This window comes from Labrys methylaminiphilus subsp. lupini, assembly GCF_051161885.1.
Classification (GTDB): Bacteria; Pseudomonadota; Alphaproteobacteria; order Rhizobiales; family Labraceae; genus Labrys.
Map to the genome: position 1 here is coordinate 3,934,533 of NZ_JBMDIH010000001.1, position 16,424 is coordinate 3,950,956.

The 16,424-nt window shown below is 66.2% G+C and carries 15 protein-coding genes; 7 read left to right on the top strand and 8 right to left on the bottom strand.

The features are described from left to right. Window positions 1–32 precede the first annotated feature (32 nt). From ACN6KF_RS18595 to ACN6KF_RS18610, 4 genes are all read left to right on the top strand, one after another. Complete coding sequence (locus ACN6KF_RS18595) at window positions 33–1,145, top strand: S-(hydroxymethyl)glutathione dehydrogenase/class III alcohol dehydrogenase (RefSeq protein WP_434958269.1); 1,113 nt, start codon at window positions 33–35, stop codon at window positions 1,143–1,145. A gap of 231 nt (window positions 1,146–1,376) precedes the next feature. Further along, window positions 1,377–1,961 (top strand): Spy/CpxP family protein refolding chaperone, encoded by a 585-nt coding sequence (locus ACN6KF_RS18600; RefSeq protein ID WP_434958270.1) that lies wholly within the window; start codon window positions 1,377–1,379, stop codon window positions 1,959–1,961. Between the two features lie 232 nt (window positions 1,962–2,193). Continuing rightward, complete coding sequence (locus tag ACN6KF_RS18605) at window positions 2,194–2,895, top strand: response regulator (protein WP_434958271.1); 702 nt, start codon at window positions 2,194–2,196, stop codon at window positions 2,893–2,895. Window positions 2,896–3,035: 140 nt separating this feature from the next. Then, a complete protein-coding gene (locus tag ACN6KF_RS18610) occupies window positions 3,036–4,289 on the top strand; it encodes a sensor histidine kinase (protein ID WP_434958272.1) in 1,254 nt (417 codons plus the stop codon). 32 nt (window positions 4,290–4,321) lie between these two features. On the opposite strand, the gene ACN6KF_RS18615 is transcribed toward ACN6KF_RS18610, so the two are convergent. From ACN6KF_RS18615 to ACN6KF_RS18640, 6 genes are all read right to left on the bottom strand, one after another. Then, window positions 4,322–4,939, bottom strand: a complete 618-nt coding sequence (locus ACN6KF_RS18615) for an alpha/beta hydrolase (RefSeq protein WP_434958273.1) — start codon at window positions 4,937–4,939, stop codon at window positions 4,322–4,324. After that, window positions 4,936–5,913: a glutathione S-transferase family protein gene (locus tag ACN6KF_RS18620; RefSeq protein WP_434958274.1), complete on the bottom strand. Its 978-nt coding sequence runs from the start codon at window positions 5,911–5,913 to the stop codon at window positions 4,936–4,938. The genes ACN6KF_RS18615 and ACN6KF_RS18620 overlap by 4 nt, the downstream gene beginning before the upstream one ends. Window positions 5,914–5,916: 3 nt before the next feature. Continuing rightward, window positions 5,917–6,768, bottom strand: a complete 852-nt coding sequence (locus ACN6KF_RS18625; protein WP_434958275.1) for a VOC family protein — start codon at window positions 6,766–6,768, stop codon at window positions 5,917–5,919. A gap of 43 nt (window positions 6,769–6,811) precedes the next feature. Continuing rightward, entirely contained in the window at window positions 6,812–7,228 is a 417-nt protein-coding gene (locus ACN6KF_RS18630; RefSeq protein ID WP_434958276.1) for a DoxX family protein, read from the bottom strand. Window positions 7,229–7,332: 104 nt separating this feature from the next. Continuing rightward, window positions 7,333–8,244, bottom strand: coding sequence for a LysR family transcriptional regulator (locus ACN6KF_RS18635; protein WP_434958277.1), 912 nt, complete (start codon window positions 8,242–8,244; stop codon window positions 7,333–7,335). A 328-nt stretch (window positions 8,245–8,572) separates the two neighbouring features. Then, window positions 8,573–9,466 (bottom strand): transglutaminase family protein, encoded by an 894-nt coding sequence (locus ACN6KF_RS18640; RefSeq protein ID WP_434958278.1) that lies wholly within the window; start codon window positions 9,464–9,466, stop codon window positions 8,573–8,575. A 327-nt stretch (window positions 9,467–9,793) separates the two neighbouring features. Between ACN6KF_RS18640 and ACN6KF_RS18645 the strand changes: the two genes are divergently transcribed. Then, window positions 9,794–11,008 (top strand): aminotransferase class I/II-fold pyridoxal phosphate-dependent enzyme, encoded by a 1,215-nt coding sequence (locus ACN6KF_RS18645; RefSeq protein ID WP_434958279.1) that lies wholly within the window; start codon window positions 9,794–9,796, stop codon window positions 11,006–11,008. 18 nt (window positions 11,009–11,026) lie between these two features. Here the strand turns inward: ACN6KF_RS18645 and ACN6KF_RS18650 are convergent, their stop codons facing one another. Continuing rightward, the gene (locus tag ACN6KF_RS18650) at window positions 11,027–12,616 is read right to left on the bottom strand and encodes an MFS transporter (RefSeq protein WP_434958280.1); all 1,590 of its coding nucleotides are present in this window, start codon (window positions 12,614–12,616) and stop codon (window positions 11,027–11,029) included. A 111-nt stretch (window positions 12,617–12,727) separates the two neighbouring features. On the opposite strand from ACN6KF_RS18650, the gene ACN6KF_RS18655 reads away from it, so the two are divergent. Continuing rightward, window positions 12,728–13,636, top strand: coding sequence for a LysR family transcriptional regulator (locus ACN6KF_RS18655; protein WP_434958281.1), 909 nt, complete (start codon window positions 12,728–12,730; stop codon window positions 13,634–13,636). Between the two features lie 233 nt (window positions 13,637–13,869). Further along, window positions 13,870–15,000, top strand: a complete 1,131-nt coding sequence (locus ACN6KF_RS18660; RefSeq protein WP_434959705.1) for an MFS transporter — start codon at window positions 13,870–13,872, stop codon at window positions 14,998–15,000. A gap of 9 nt (window positions 15,001–15,009) precedes the next feature. Here ACN6KF_RS18660 and ACN6KF_RS18665 read toward each other — a convergent pair whose 3' ends face one another. Next, on the bottom strand, window positions 15,010–16,341 hold the full coding sequence (locus ACN6KF_RS18665; RefSeq protein ID WP_434958282.1) for a glycosyltransferase family 2 protein: 1,332 nt from the start codon (window positions 16,339–16,341) through the stop codon (window positions 15,010–15,012). Window positions 16,342–16,424 lie beyond the last annotated feature (83 nt).

A 16,424-nucleotide genomic window follows, 5' to 3' on the forward strand; every position in this document is an offset into this window, starting at 1 on the left:
GGCAGATCGAAAAACGCTTTGGGGAGTGAATCATGAAGACGAGAGCGGCTGTGGCATGGAAGGCGGGAGCGCCTCTGACGGTCGAGACCATCGAGATCGGCGGCCCCAAGGCGGGCGAGGTGCTGGTCGAGATCATGGCCACGGGCGTGTGCCATACCGATGCCTACACCTTGTCGGGGGCCGATCCGGAAGGCCTCTTCCCGGCCATTCTCGGCCATGAAGGCGCGGGCATCGTGCGCGAAGTCGGCGCCGGCGTCACCAGCCTGAAGCCGGGCGACCACGTCATCCCGCTCTACACGCCCGAATGCCGCCAGTGCAAAACCTGCCTGTCGCAGCGTTCCAACCTGTGCACCGCCATCCGCACCACCCAGGGCAAGGGCGTGATGCCCGACGGTTCCAGCCGTTTCGCCTGCGACGGCGGCGAGGTCTTCCACTATATGGGCTGCTCGACCTTCTCGAACTTCACGGTGCTGCCGGAAATCGCCCTCGCCAAGGTGCGCGAGGACGCCCCCTTCGACAAGATCTGCTACATCGGCTGCGGCGTCACCACCGGCATCGGCGCGGTGATCAATACGGGCAAGGTCTGGCCGGGCGCCAATGTCGTGGTGTTCGGCCTCGGCGGCATCGGCCTCAACGTGATCCAGGGCGCCCGCATGGTCGGCGCCGACAAGATCATCGGCGTCGATCTCAACCCGGCCAAGGTCGAGATGGCCAAGAAGTTCGGTATGACCCATTACGTCAATCCAGCCGAAGTCGGCAGTGACAAGGTGGTGCAGGCCATCGTCGACCTCACCGGCGGCGGCGCCGACTTCTCCTTCGAATGCATCGGCCTGCCGGTGACCATGCGCCAGGCGCTGGAATGCTGCCATCGCGGCTGGGGCGAATCGATCATCATCGGCGTGGCCGCCTCGGGTCAGGAGATCTCCACCCGTCCGTTCCAGCTCGTCACCGGACGCGTGTGGAAGGGCACCGCTTTCGGCGGCGCGCGCGGCCGCACCGACGTGCCGAAGATCGTCGACTGGTACATGGAGGGCAAGATCGAGATCGACAGCCTGATCACCCACACCATGCCGCTCGACGAGATCAACACGGCCTTCGACCTGATGCATGAAGGCAAGTCGATCCGCTCGGTGGTCACCTTCTGAAGACCGGCTTTCAGGCCCCCGCTTCGACAAGACGCAATGACCGATCCGCGCTCCGTCTCCACGGGCGCGGATTTTCCTTATCCGCTTCATCTAACTTTACAAACGCCTGGACGGCGCGAAACCTCCGGTCACTAGGCTTCATCATCCCGCAGTGCCCCGGCATTGCCCTTGCGGTGCCCCCTGGCGCTGCTCTTGCAGTGCCTCCCGGCACTGCCCTTGATGGAGACTGACATGAGTGAAAGCCCGAATGCTCCCGTTCCCGCACGCCGCTGGCCGCGCGTGCTGGTTCTCGGCGGCGCCATGGCAGCCGGCATCGCCCTCGGCGCCGGCGGATTGGCTGCCGCCGCGGTGATGGGTGGTGGTGGCTGGCATCACGGCCCCCGCCTGGAGCGCATCCAGAATTTCGTGCGGATGTCGCTCGATTCCGTGGCCGCGACCTCCGAGCAGGAGGCCAAGGTGCACGACATCGTCGCCGCGGCCTATACCGACCTGGCGCCCAAACCCGAAGACAGGGCGGCCTTCCGCAAGCAGGCGATCGACCTGTTGCGGGCGCCCACCATCGACAAGGCGGCGATCGAGAAATTGCGCAGCGATTTCGTGGCCCGGACCGACGCCAAGTCCAAGCGCTTCGTTGAAGCCGTCCTCGCCACCGCCGACGTGCTGACGCCCGAGCAGCGGGCCAAACTCGCCGAACGGGCCGATTTGTGGAGCCCGCGCGGCCCGATGATGGGTGGCCATCGCGAACACCATGACGGACAGGGCCGGCCCGAACGGCCGGCTGATGACGGCAAAGGCGGCGACAACGGCGACAATTGAGGCGCCTCCTGGAGCAAAGCGCGCTTGGCGCCAAACGCCGCTTTACCTAACTCCTTGTTTCGACGCGCTTTTGCGATTCGTGGTCATTCCATCCAATCGCAAAACGCTTTAGGATCGACGCAGAATAACGGCCGCTCGCTCGGACGTGTCGCAGTCATGAATTGGGTTCCAATCCATGACTGCGACACGTCCGGGAGCGGCCGAACGGATTTTCTCTATCCCGGAGCGGGCAGTGGCCGTGGAACGTATCCTGATTATCGACGACGACACCCGGCTCGCCGCCATGCTGGGCGATTATCTGGCGGCCGCGGGTTTCGACGTCGATCACAGGCCCTCGGGCGCGGAAGGGCTCGGCGCCATCGAGCGCGACGGCTACGATGCCGTGGTGCTCGACATCATGCTGCCTGATTTCGACGGCTTCGAGGTCTGCCGCCGCCTGCGCATGCGCTCCAACATCCCGGTGGTGATGCTGACCGCCCGGGGCGACGATACCGATCGCATCGTCGGGCTCGAGATCGGCGCCGACGACTATCTGCCCAAGCCCTTCAATCCGCGCGAATTGCTCGCCCGCCTGCGCGCCGTACTGCGCCGGCGCTCGGCACCGGCCGAACTCGACAACCAGACCCTGCGCTTCGGGCGCCTCACCATCGATCGCGGCTCGCGCAGCGCCCGCATCGACGGCGAGGAACGCGCCCTCACCAGCCATCAATTCGATCTGCTCCTGGCGCTGGCCGACAATGCCGGCAGGGTGCTCAACCGCGAAAGGCTGATGGATCTGGTGAAGGGCGAGGAACTCGACGTGTTCGACCGTTCGATTGATGTGCATATCTCCCGCATCCGCGCCGCGATCGAGGACGATGCCAAGCATCCGCGCCGCATCCTCACCGTGCGCGGCGCAGGCTATGTCTTCGCCAAGCGCCAGGATGCCGATTAAGTGACGCCGATTGAGTAGAAACCAGCCTATAAGGGTCATAACGGTCGCGGACTGCCGGCCACGTTCCATCGCCCGGTGGAGCGGCGAACACCGGCACGGCAGAGCAAAGCGCGTTCGGGACCATCATATCGTGTGCGCCCATGCCTAAATTCTTTCGCAAGCGTCTGTTCTGGCAGGTCTACCTCACGCTGCTCGCCTGCCTCGTCGTGCTGGCTCTGCTGGTCGGTACGCTCTGGCGCATGGCCGGCGATACGGCGGGCGAGCGCTGGGGCGCTTTGCGCGTCCGGCTCACCGACGAGCTGGTGCGCTTCCAGGAACGCACGCCCGAGGACCTGCCCACCGAGATCCGCAAGCTCAGCGAGGAAATGGGCGCCTCGATCTCCGTCTACAGCAAGGAGCGCGTGCTGATCGCCTCGCGCGGCTTTCCGATCGCCCTGCCGGCCGGAGACGACGATGTTCCGCAGCGCTGGCTCGACCATGTCGTCCGCCTCGATTTGCCGGGTGGGCGCACCGTGCTCGCCCAATTGCCGAGGCCGCCGAAGCCGGGGCTGCGTGTCCTGTTTCTGGTCCTGCTGGTCGCCGGCGGCGTCGGCATCGCAGCCTGGCCGGCCACGGCTCGGCTGACCCGACGGCTCGAAACGCTGCGTGCCGGCGTCGAGAGCTGGGGCAGCGGTGCCTTGAACCGGCGCGTGGCGGAACAGGGAGCCGACGAGGTCGCCATGGTGGCCCGCAGCTTCAATGGCGCCGCCAGCCGCATCGAGGCGCTGGTCAATTCCCAAAAGGCCCTGCTTGCCAATGCCAGCCATGAACTGCGCTCGCCCCTGGCAAGGCTGCGCATGGCGGTGGAGATCGGCGCCGACAAACCCAGCGTGGCGGTGCGCGAGGAAATCAACAAGGACCTGCAGGAGATCGACCAGCTGGTGGAGGAGATCCTGCTCGCCAGCCGGCTCGACTACGCCGCCGCCACGCCGCTCGAAGGGGCGCCGGTCGACCTGCTGGGCCTGGCGGCCGAGGAAGCCGCCCGCACCGGCGCCGCCGCCGATGGCGAGCCGGTGGAAATCCGCGGCGATGCCACGCTGCTGCGGCGGCTGATGCGCAACCTCCTGGAGAATGCCGGCAAGCATGGCAAGCCCCCGGTGGAGATCACCATCGCCAGCGAGAGAGGAAGGGCCCGTATCGAGGTGTGTGACCGCGGCCCCGGCATTGCCGAGAAAGAGCGGGATCATCTGTTCGAGCCGTTCTATCGACCCGCCGGCCGCAGCGAGATCTCGGGCGGCTGGGGGCTCGGCCTGGCGCTGGTGCGCCAGATTGCCGGGCGCCACCGCGGATCGGTGCGCTGCGAAAGCCGCGAGGGCGGCGGCAGCCGTTTCGTGGTGGAACTGCCGCTGGCGTGAACGAGTACGGTCTGTACCGTCACACGGCCCCCTCACGCATACGCATGGGTGCCGAAGCGTCGGGCCAGGAAATCGGCCGCCTTCATGACGCCTTCCGGCGAGATGGTATGATCGAGGCCAGGCTCGATGAAGAGTTCGGTCTCGACACCCTCGCGGTCGAGGCGCTCGGCAGCCGCCTCGCTTTCGCACGCGGGAATGATCCTGTCGTCCTCGCCATGAACGAGCAAAGCCGCGCTTCCCGTCGCCGGCGCCAGGGGATCCGGCGTCGCCAGCCTGGCGGAAAAGGCGACGACCGCCAGCGGCCAACGGCCGGAGGCAAGCGCATCGAGCGCCATGATCCCACCCTGCGAAAAGCCCGCCAGCGCCACACGCCCGGGCGTTTGAGAAAAGCCATGCCTGTCGATCACATCCCGCAGGGTTGCGTCGAAGGCCGTGCGGGCGGCGACAATGCGGCCGCCACGGTTCTGCGCGGTCACGCCAGCGACGCTGAACCATTGCCGCCCCATCCCCCCGGCATCGAAGGCAAAGGGTGCGTCCGGCGCCGCCAGCACGGCGCCCGGCAGCATCTCGCGCCAGATATCACCCAGATGCATCAGATCGCCGCCATTGCTGCCGACGCCGTGCAGGAGGATGATCAGATTGTTCGTCATGCGGCCTTGGCCTCGGCGGTATCCAGGCCCGGCAGATCGGGGCCGACAGGCACGATGCCGCCCGGATTGAGCGCGCGGATCGAATAATAGCCGCGCTTGATGTGGTCGATGCTGACGGTCTGGCGGATCCCCGGCACGGCGAGCATGGCTGCGAGATAGGCCGAAAGCGCGGGATAATCGGCCAGCCGCCTGAGATTGCATTTGAACAGGCCGTGATAGGCGGCATCGAAGCGCACCAGCGTCACGAACAGGCGAATATCGGCTTCGGTCAGGCCGGCGCCGAGCAGGAAGGGACCGCCAGCCGCCAGGCGCTGTTCCAGCCGGTCGAGCATGGCGAAAATCTCGCGGAAGGCGGCTTCATAGGCTTCCTGCGTGGTGGCGAAACCGGCCCGATAGACGCCATTGTTGAGGCTGGGATAGATGGCCTCGTTCAGGGCGTCGATCTCAGGACGCAGATCCTTGGGGTAGAGATCGATATCGCCGCGGGCAAGGGAGCCGAAACCATCATTGAGCATGCGCAGTATGTCGGCGGACTCGTTGTTGACGATGGTGCCGCGCTGCCTGTCCCACAGCACCGGCACCGTGGCGCGGCCGGTATAGGTGGGATCGGCGCGGGTGTAGACCTCGTGCATATAGGTCGCGCCATTGACCGTATCGGGCGTGGCGCCGGGATAATTGCCGAAACGCCAGCCCTGCTCGGTTGTGGTCGGTTCGACCACGCTGACGGAGATGACGTCATCGAGGCCCTTGAGCCTGCGTCCGATCAGGGTGCGCGAGGCCCAGGGGCAGATCAGTGCGACATAGAGATGATAGCGCCCCGCCTCGGCCTTGAAGCCGGCCTCGCCAGTCGGTCCCGCGCGGCCGTCGGGCGTGACCCAATTACGGAATTTCGAGACCTGACGCACGAAGCCGCCCTGCTTGTCGGTCGCCTGTACTGGATGCCAGTCGGCGCTCCATTTTCCGTTGACCAGCATGGCTCAACCTTTTCGGGTGACGATGGAGAACGATGTTCCCCACGGGTCGTGCAAGGCGAAGCCGCCTGCCTTCTCCCTGGTGGCAACGCCGGCCGCCTGGACTCGGTTCCTTACGGCGGCAAGGATCTCCGCATCGGCCGCGATCATCCTCACTTCGGCCAGACCCGTCGAGGGAAAATCGCGCTGCCCCGCCCCGCGGCTGTTCCAGATATTGGCTGCGAGATGATGATGATAGCCGCCTGTCGCAAAGAAGCTGGCGCCGGGGTAGCGAGCCGTGAGATCGAAACCGAGCACACCGCCGAAGAAGGCATCCGCCGGCTCGGTGGCCCCGACCTGGAGATGCACATGGCCGACGATGCCGCCGGCGGGGTAGCCCTGCCAGCGTGTCGTACCGGCTTCGGCGATCACGTCCTGCACATCGAGGCGCTCCGTTGACATCGTCACCGTGCCGCCGTCGATGGTCCAGGCGCTACGCGGACGGTCGGCATAGACCTCGATGCCGTTGCCCTCCGGATCGGCCAGATAGATCGCCTCGCTGACCAGGTGGTCCGAAGCGCCCTGGAGCGGCAGCCGCGCTTCGACGGCATGCCTGAGCCAGCGGCCGAGATCCGCCCGACCGGGCAGCAGGAAGGCCGTATGGAACAGGCCGGCCTCCCGAGTCGAACGCCGTCGGGCCTGCGGGTCATGCCGCAGCTCCAGCAACACCGTGTCGCCGGTTCCGAGCCGGCGCAGGCCAGCTTCCGACGACACCGGCTGCAGGCCGATCGCCTGTTCGTAGAAACCGCTGACCGCATCGAGGTCATGCACGGTCAGGCTGACCGTGCCGATGCTGAGGGGAGCGTCACTGGCTGACATGATATCCTCCGGACGAAGGCTGGTTGGCTCGAAAGGCTCGGTTCTAGTGGGGGGTGCCGCGCGAGGGCGTTGGCCGCAATGCCAGGGCACCGTCGCCGATCAAGGCGAGCGCGAGAAGGCCGGCGATCCACAAGGCCAGGAATTCCCAACCGCCATTGGGATTGGTGAAGAAGAAGCCGGCCGGGCCGTGCACTGTGGCGATAGCGCCCGCCAGCACCGGAATCAGGGCCAGGGCCGCCAGTCGCGGCCAGACGCCGAGGATGAGGGCAAGGGCCCCGATGACCTCCCAGGCGATGGTCACATAGGCCAGTGCCGGCGGCAGGCCGAGCGAGCCGAAGAACTGGGCCGTTCCAGCCGGCGTGAACACGAAGATCTTGAGCCCGGCATGGGCCAGGAACAGGACGCCGAGCGCAAGGCGGAGCAGCAGGGCGGCATAGGGAGCGGTGCGGGTGTCGGACATGGTTGTCTCCAGGCAAAGGGTTTGCTGTCCTTAATCTGCACCATTTCCATTGCAGAGATTATCCTCGCCAAGGATAGAATATTCCTTCCATTCCAGAAATTATATCACGACCAACCCTGCTCCCAGGGCGGTCTGCCGCGATAGCGCTCGGCCAGGAAATCGACGAGGACGCGGATCTTGGCCGCCAGATGGCGGCCGGGCGGATAGAGGGCATACGCCCCGAGCGACCTGTCTTCGAAGGCGCGGAGCAGCGGCTTGAGCCGGCCGGCCCGCAACGCCTCGCCGGCCAGGAAGCTCGGCCCGCAGGCGACGCCAAGCCCGGCCTCGGCCGCTTTGAAGCTGGCCTCCCCGTTCGAGAACTGAAGCCGCCCCTTGACCGCCACCTGCAAGGTGGCCTTGTCAGTCATGAACTGCCAGGTCAGCGGATCGTGAAAATTTGTATCGATGATGCATTCATGGCGCGCCAGCTCGTTGGGATGGAGGGGTTCGCCATGCTCGGCGAGATAGGCCGGCGAGGCGGCCGCCACGACGCGGGTCTCGCAAAGCTTGCGGGCGATCAGGCTGGAATCGCTGGGATTGCCGATGCGAATAGCCATGTCGAAGCCCTCGTCGACCAGGCTGACCACGCGATCGGTGAAGCCGACATCGAGCTGGATGTCGGGATAGAGTTTGGCGAAGGCGACGAAGGCCGGCGCCAGATGCATGGTGCCGAAACTGAGGGGCACCGACAGCTTGATGCGCCCCGCCGCGAGGCTGGAGGCGCTACGGACGGAGGCGTCGAGGGCATCGAACTCTTCCAGGACGATCTTGATGCGTTCGTAATAGGCGCGGCCGATCTCGGTCGGCGACAAAGCCCGCGTGGTGCGCTTGAGCAGTTGCACGCCGAGATCAGCCTCCAGCCGCGACACCAGCTTGGAGGCCTGGCCCGAACTGGTGCCGAGCCGGACCGCCGCCCGAGAGAAGCTGCCGGCCTCCAGCACTGCCACGAACATGCGGTCGCATTCGAGCCGTTCCATGTACTATTTCCGATCTGGAGATAATAGCGCCCGTTTTAGCTCAAAAACCTCCGCCCCGGAAAGAAATCGGGGCTGAACTAGGAAAATACCGCTATCGAATGAAGCGCGACAATCCTTCCGGTTTCGGGGAAGCTGGGCCGGCAAAGCCGGGCCGGATGGAGGCGGATGGGGCGGATGGGGTCGGATGGCGCTAATGGGTCATGATAGAGCACTCGCAACGCCACTCTCCCCCTTCCGTCGCTGCCATGCAGCGACACCTTCCCCAAAACCGGGGAAGGATTGTCGTGCCCAATTCGGTGTGCCGTTATCTTTGTGCACGATACCGCCCCTACGGCGACACACCCGCCTCTTCCACCTCCTCGACGTCCACGCCGACCCAAAGCCCGATGAAGGCCGAGGGGGAGCCGATGAAGGAGCCCGCTATCGGCACTGCCTGATGCGGCTCGCGCACGGCGGCGATGCGAATCAGGCGATCGGATGCCACCAGGCCATTGGTGGGGTCGAACTCGATCCAGCCGATATCCGGCAGATAGACTTCGGCCCAGGCATGGGTTGCCCCCGCCCCCTGCAGGATGGGCGCACCCATTTCGGCCGGAGGATCGAACAGGTAGCCGGAAACGAAACGCGCTCCGAAGCCGAGCAGGCGGGCGGCGGCGATGAACAAAGCCGCGAAGTCGCGACAGGCTCCACTCCGGCTGGCGAAAGTGAAGGCGGGATCCTGGGTCGACTGTTCGAAACGGGTGACATAGCTGAACTCGCCATGGATCTCCTGGCACAGGCCGGTCAGCAGGTCGCGCGCGCCACCCGGATGGCGCTTCGGGGCACCGGCGATCCAGAGCCTGAGCTCATCGGGATAATCGTCGGCGGAGGCGAGCATGGCGGCGCCGAGATCGATGGCCTCGTCAGCCGAATAGGTCACGGGAAAGGGGGCTTCCCTGCCGGTCAGATGGGCCGTCGGTGCAGCCGAGGCGAAGCGCTCGATCTCGAGGTGGCTCTCGATCGACAATTCGCTGGCCTGTCCCGTGAAGACCCCCGTGCAGACCTCATTGCCGAAAACATCGTAACTCCAGGCGAAATCGGCTGGCAGCGAGGTGGTGAGGGTGGCCGAGATCAGCCTCATCTCATGGCTGTCGCGTGGGCGCAGCATCATGCGATGCGGGCCGAAGCTGACCTGTTCGGCATAGCGATAGGTCGTGCGATGGCTGACGATCAGGCGTTTCAAGGCATAACTCCCTTCGAGCGACGGATTCGCTCCAGTCGAGAAGATGGACGAGGCGAAAAAATAGGGTATGACCGAAACAAGCCGGCGACAGTGGAAACTCTCGCCGGACGATTGGCGTTTGTGATTCAGCAGTCTTGCATGGATTGCAAAAGCGCATCGAAACAATGCGTTGGAGCAGGCAAACGTTCCGCCGCTGTGCGGCTTGCTCAAGGTGTTTAGTGATTTGACGGAATCACTTCAAATCGCAAAGACACGTCGAAACAAAGAGTTAGAGCAAACGAGCGTTTCCGTCTAAACGCATTTTGTTCTGGAGAACAAGGAGTGACGATGGCAGGGCCGCCAGGCATCAAGGCACGGTCGCAGGGATTCGCCGATATTTTCGATCGCTCCACCGGAGGCGCCCTCACCCCGCTCAGCGTGGTGATCGAGAAGGTGTTGAGCCCGGTCCGGGCGGTGATCGAAGGTCGCGAGACCCTGATGTTCGGCACCAATTCCTATCTCGGCCTCAATTTCGATCCCTCCTGCATCGAGGCGGCCAGTACGGCGCTGGCGAGCTTCGGCACCGGCTCGACCGCCTCGCGCGTCGCCAGCGGCAACCAAGCCCTGCATATCGAGCTCGAAAAAGCGATTGCCGAACTCTACGGCCGGCGTGACGCCGTGGTGTTTTCCACCGGCTTCATGGCCAATCTCGGCGCCATCGGAGGGCTGGTGCGTGAAGGCGATGCCGTGGTGCTCGACGCCCATTGCCATGCCTCGATCTTCGACGCCTGCAAGCTGTCTGGCGCGAAAATCCTCACCTTCAAGCACAATGACGCCGCCGATCTCGCACGCGTCATCGCGGCAAGCGACATCGCGCCGAGCCGCACGCTCGTCATCGTCGAGGGCCTCTACAGCGTGCTCGGCGATGTCGCCGGCCTCGAAGCGATCAGCGCCGTGACCTCGGAAACCGGCACCGTGCTCCTGGTCGACGAGGCCCATTCGCTCGGCCTCTACGGCGCCAGGGGCCGCGGCGTTGCCGAAGCGCAGGGCGTGGAGGACAAGGTCGACGTGATCGTCGGCACCTTCTCCAAGAGCGTCGGCGTGGTCGGCGGCTATTGCGTCACCAATGATCCGGCCTTCCGGGCCCTACGCTTTGCCGCGCGCAGCTATCTCTACACCGCCTCCCTGCCGCCGCCGGTGGTCGCCGCCGCCAGGCAGGCGCTTTCGATCATCGCCGGCGACAGCGAGCGCCGCGCCACCGTCACCAAACGTGCGGAGGCCCTGCATCGCGGCCTGACCGGCCTCGGCCTGCCGCCTCTGGCCCCGCCTGGCCCGGTCGGCGCCGTGCGCATGCCGGGCATCAAGGCCGGGTTGGAGACCTGGACCGCCCTGTTGCGCACTGGGCTCTATGTCAACATGCTGATCCCGCCGGCCACACCCAATGGCGAGGTGGTGCTGCGCTATTCCGTCTCGGCCGCCCACAGCGCCGCCGATATCGAGGCCGCGCTCGACATCATCGCCACAGCCGGCCGCCAGACCGGGGTGCTCCGGCCGGCAGCTTGAAATGGCGCGCTCTCGCAGTCACGACCTCGCGCATTCCTGCAGGTCTGAAGACTCACCCTCTGCCGCGGCAGGCTGCCGGCCGCCTTTTCGCCGCCAGCGCAGCGCGGCCCAAGCGAGGGCAATGACGGTGGCCGACGTGACGGCGAGCAGCAGGATCATGCTGGCTCGATAGCCGGCGACGAACAGGCTGGCGGCGAGATCCTGCGCTCGAACTGGGTCGATGCCGCTGCCTGCCAGCAGGGCGGCCGCCCTGTCCGGCTCGCTCACCACCCTGTCGGCGAGGCCTGCCGCCGCAGCCGGCAAGTTGCCGGCGGCAATCTCGAACGCGTTTTCCGCCGCCAGGCGATAGACCAGGGTGGCGAGCACCAGGCCCAGCGCCCCGCCGACATTATGTAGCGTCCAGCTCACACCGATGGCGGTGCCGCCGAGCCGCGGCGCGACGGATGACAGCGCGGCGACCGTCGAGGGGCCGAGGATACAGCCCCAGCCGAGCCCCATCGCGGCGAAGGCTGCGATGACGAGGCCGAGCCCGCTGCCAACCGAGAACAGGGCCTGCAGCCCGGCGGAGAGTGCCAGCAGCGCCAGACCGGCGATGAGCAAGGGAATGGGGCCGCTGCTGTCGGCCAGCCTGCCGACGCTCGGGGAGACCAGGGCGACGAGTGCCGTCGCCGGCAGCAGCAGGAGGCCGGTGATGAAACTGTCATGCCCGCCGGCGACGGCAAGGTAGAGCGGCATCAGGAACAAGGCGGCGGCATAGAAAAAGCCGAGGCAGATGGTGGTGAGGCACACCAGCAGGAAACGGCCATTGCCGAGGAGGCCGAGCGGCAGGAGTGGTGCCGCGCCGCGGTGCTGGACCAGGCCGAAGACGGCCAGGATCGCAGCCGCGGCGGCCAACAGCGCGAGGATGACGGGCGAGGTCCAGCCCCAGTCGAGCCCCTGCGAGAGCGCCAGCAGCAGGCAGGACAGGCCTGAGATCAGCAATCCCGCGCCCCACCAGTCGATGCCCTCATTTGTCTCGGCTCCACGCGACTCCGGCACGCGCGGCAGGCAGAGCACGAAGCTCAGCACCAGGAAGGGCACGTTGATGAAGAAGACCCAGCGCCAGTCCAGGAGCCCGACCAGGATGCCGCCGGCGATCGGGCCGAGAGCCAGCCCCGCCCCGCCGCCGGTCGAGACGATGCCGACAGCCCGGCCGCGTTCATGCTCAGGGAACATGTCGGCGACGATCGCCGTCGAGGCGGTGTAGAGCACCGAGGTGCTGGCGCCCTGGATGAAGCGAAACAGCACGAGTTCCCCGATCGAGCCGGCAAAGCCCGCCCCGAGCGAGGCGAGGGCAAAGACCAGCATGCCGCCATAGAGCACGCGCCGCCGGCCATAATGGTCGGCCAGCCTGCCGCCGAGTACCAGGAAGGCCGAAAGCGCCATCACGAACAGGGTGATGACCCATTGCGTTTGTCCGAGCGAGGCGGCGAGGCCCCGCTGGATCTCGGGGATGGCGGTGTTGACGATGGTGAGATCGGTGCAGCCCACGAAGCTGGCGATGCTGATGCCGACAAGGGCGATCCAACGCGAGCGGCTGCCTTGTTCCAATACTCCGTTGCGCGCCATGGCAAGCCTCTCCGAACGATCATGAACCGGCCCAGGCTACGGCAGAACCATGATCTCGAATTGCTCCTTCTTTTCGATTGATTAGCGAAATTATTTCGCCAAATTGACAGGATGGTTTCGAGCGAGCGATTTCATGCCATCCGGGCCTTCCTGCAGGCGGCCGAAGCCGAAAGCTTCAGCATGGCCGCCACGCAGCTCGGCCTCTCCAAATCCACGGTGGGCAAGGCCATCGCCAGGCTGGAGGAACGCCTGCAGGTGCGCCTGTTCCAGCGCACCACACGCAAATTGGCGCTCACCGATGCCGGCCGCTCCTTCCGCGACAGCTGCCAGCGCGCGCTGGACGAGCTGGCACGCGCCGAATCAAGCCTCGCCAGCCACGCCAACGAGCCCGTCGGCAGGCTGCGGATCGCCCTCCCGGCCCTCTTCGGCCGGGACCGCGTCATGCCGATCCTGCTGGACCTCTTGCAGCGCCACGAAATGCTGGAAATCGAGGCCTTGTTTTCCAGCCGCCATGTCGACTTCATCGAGGATGGCGTCGATCTTGCCGTACGCATCGGCGAATTGCCGGATACGATCAGCCTGACCGCCCGCCGCCTGGGAACGCAGCGCGTGGTGACCTCGGCCGCCCCGTCCTATCTCGACAGGCATGGCCGCCCCGGCCATCCTGGGGACCTCACCAGCCACCAATGCATCGGCATCCTGTCCGACGACCACGTCCTGCCCTGGCGCTTCCTGGACGGAAGCAAGCGGCTGACGCTGCCGGTGCGCGGCCGGCTGCGAGTCGGCCAGATGCAGGCTGCCCTCGCCGCCGCCTGCGCCGGCACCGGCCTGGCCCAGCTGCCGCATTGGCTGGCCGCCGAGGCGATCGTGGCCGGCCGGCTCGAAATCGTCCTCGCCGCCTTCGAAGCCCCGGGCCTGCCGGTGCACATCGTCTGGCCATCCGATGCCGTGCTCTCGGCCCGCCTGCGCGTCACCATCGACGCCCTGGCGGCGGGCCTCGCCGGCCCGATCTCGTCTTGAACAGGGGCCGGAACCTGCAATCCTCCGGATGCGGCCCCAGCGCCGGGCTGATATGGAAACGATGATTTCCCAATCGAATCACGCCCACCTGATCGAATCACGCCCACCTGTAAGCCGAAAGACGCCCGATGAATCCGCACGACGGATCGACCGACCCGAATGCGCCGGCTACGCCGTCAGCGTCGAACGACCGCAAGCTCCCGGCCGGCATCTGGGCACTCGGCTTCGTCTCCATGCTGATGGATGTCTCCTCGGAGATGATCCATGCATTGTTGCCGGTCTATATGGTCGCTGTCCTCGGCACCTCCACCCTGGCCGTCGGCATCATCGAGGGCATTGCCGAGGCGACGGCCTCGATCACCAAGGTGTTTTCGGGCGCGCTCAGCGACTGGCTCGGCAAGCGCAAGCTCCTGGCTGCAATCGGCTATGGCCTCGCCGCCTGCACCAAGCCGATCTTTCCGCTCGCAGCCTCGCTCGACTGGCTCATCGCGGCCCGTTTCATCGACAGGCTCGGCAAGGGCATTCGCGGGGCGCCGCGCGATGCGCTCGTCGCCGACCTCGCGCCGCCGCATCTGCGGGGCGCGGCCTTCGGACTCAGGCAATCCCTCGACACGATCGGGGCCTTTTCCGGACCGCTCATCGCCATCGGGCTGATGTGGCTGACAGCGAACCATTTCCAGGCGGTGTTCTGGGTCGCGGTGATCCCGGCCTTCGTCGCCGTCGCCCTGATCCTGGTCTTCGTCAAGGAGCCGCCACGGCCCCAAGGGCTTCGGCGCGTGCGCATGCCGCTCCACCGCGACGAACTCGCCCGTCTGGGCACGGCCTATTGGTGGGTGGTGGCAGTCGCGACGATCTTTACCCTGGCGCGTTTCTCCGAAGCCTTCCTGATCCTGAAGGCCCAGTCGATCGGCCTGCCCCTGGCCCTGGTGCCCATCGTGCTGGTGATCATGAGTCTGGCCTATTCGCTCTCGGCCTATCCCGTCGGCATCCTGGCCGATCGCATGGACCGCATCACCCTGCTGGTCCTCGGCCTCATCCTGCTCATCGCCGCCGATCTCGTATTGGCCCTGGCTCCGGGAATCACCAGTGTCGGCATCGGCGTGACGCTGTGGGGGCTGCATATGGGCTTCACGCAGGGGCTGCTCGCCGCCCTGATTGCCGCGGCGGCTCCCGCCGAACTGCGCGGCACCGCCTTCGGCGTCTACAACCTCGTCACCGGCCTCGCCCTGCTGGTGGCCAGCGTGATAGCCGGCCTGATCTGGGAGATGGTGGGCCCCGGCGGCACCTTCCTCGCCGGCGCCGGCTTCGCGACGCTCGCCATGGTCGGCCTGCTCCTGGTCAGGAGCCGGCTCGAAGTGCCCTGAGGCACGCCATCAAACGACCTTCGGCGCCGCGGTGGATTTCGGCGTGCGCACGAACTCGCTGCGTTTCCTGAAGATCACCTCGCGCTGGGCCGGGCCGATGACGGCGCCAATGCGGAAGAGGTCGCGGGAAACCTGGGCAAATTCGCGCAGGAAGTCGAAAAGGCTGGTCTGTCCCGGACGCAGCGACAGGTTGCCGGCTCGCAGGAACACGAAGAGGGCGGCATAGCCGATCAGGAGCTGGCTGATCAGGAGGCCAGCCAATTCCCAGCGCAGCGGCACTCCGAGCACGATCGCGGCGATGCCGGCCGGCAAGGCCACGGCCCAGGCGAGGCCCGACCACCAGACCCCCAGATGCATCGCCGCCTTCAGACGATCGCCCAACGATAGCGAGCCGTCGCCGAGGATCGGGCAGAGCAGGCGCAGCATCACTTCGCCGAAGCCCTTGGTCCAGCGCTGCTGCTGGCTCATCCAGGCCTTCATCGTCTCGGGAAGCTCGCCGGGCACCGGTACGCTCATCAGGAAGGAACCGCGCCGGCCGATGCGCCAGGCCCGGTAGGACAAATCGAGATCCTCGGCCAGCGTGCCGCCGCGCCAGCCGCCGGCCGCCTCGATGGCCTCGCGGCGCCAGACGCCGCAGGTACCGTTGAACGGCAGGGGATGGCCGGCCCAGCAGCGCGTACCCTGCTCGACGGCGAGATGCGCGTCCAGCAGCACTGCCTGGGTGCGGGTCAGCGGGTTGGCGTCCCGGTTCATATAGTCGAAGCGGGCCTGGATGAAGGCAAGCTTTGGATCCGCCAACAGGCAGGTCATGGTCTTGCGCAGGAAATCGGGATCAGGCACGTAATCGACGTCGAGAATGGCGAAAAAGCCATGCGGCGTCAGCGTCATGGCATTGGCGAGCGCGCCGGCCTTGTATTCGGTGCGGTCCTTGCGATGAACAAGCACCACGTCGAACCCCAGTGCCCGGCGCCTCGCCACCTCTTCATTGGCGAAGACGGTGGAGCCATCGGTGGAATCGTCGAGGATCTGGATATGCAGGCGCTCGCGCGGCCAGTCGAGCGCGATGGCGGCGTCGAGCGCCCGGGCGACCATGGCGCCTTCATTATAAGTGGGGATCTGCACCACCACATCCGGCAGGTCGGCGTCGGCGGGCAGTCCATGCGCCAGCAGTCGGCGTTCAGCCTCGATGCCGGTCCGGCGCAGGCGCCAATGCTTGAAGACGAGATAGAAGGTCGCCAGGGTCGAGCCGAAGGTGACCGCCCAGCCGAGCAACGATATCACGGCCAAGATCACCGCCAGCCAGCCGGCGATCGCCCAGAAACTCTCCCACAAACCCGTCAAACTCCGTCTCTCGTCATTGCTCGCCTCCAAACCGTGGAGGGTGATTTGGGGGGCTGGTCTTCAGACCCGCCTGGAAACGCCTC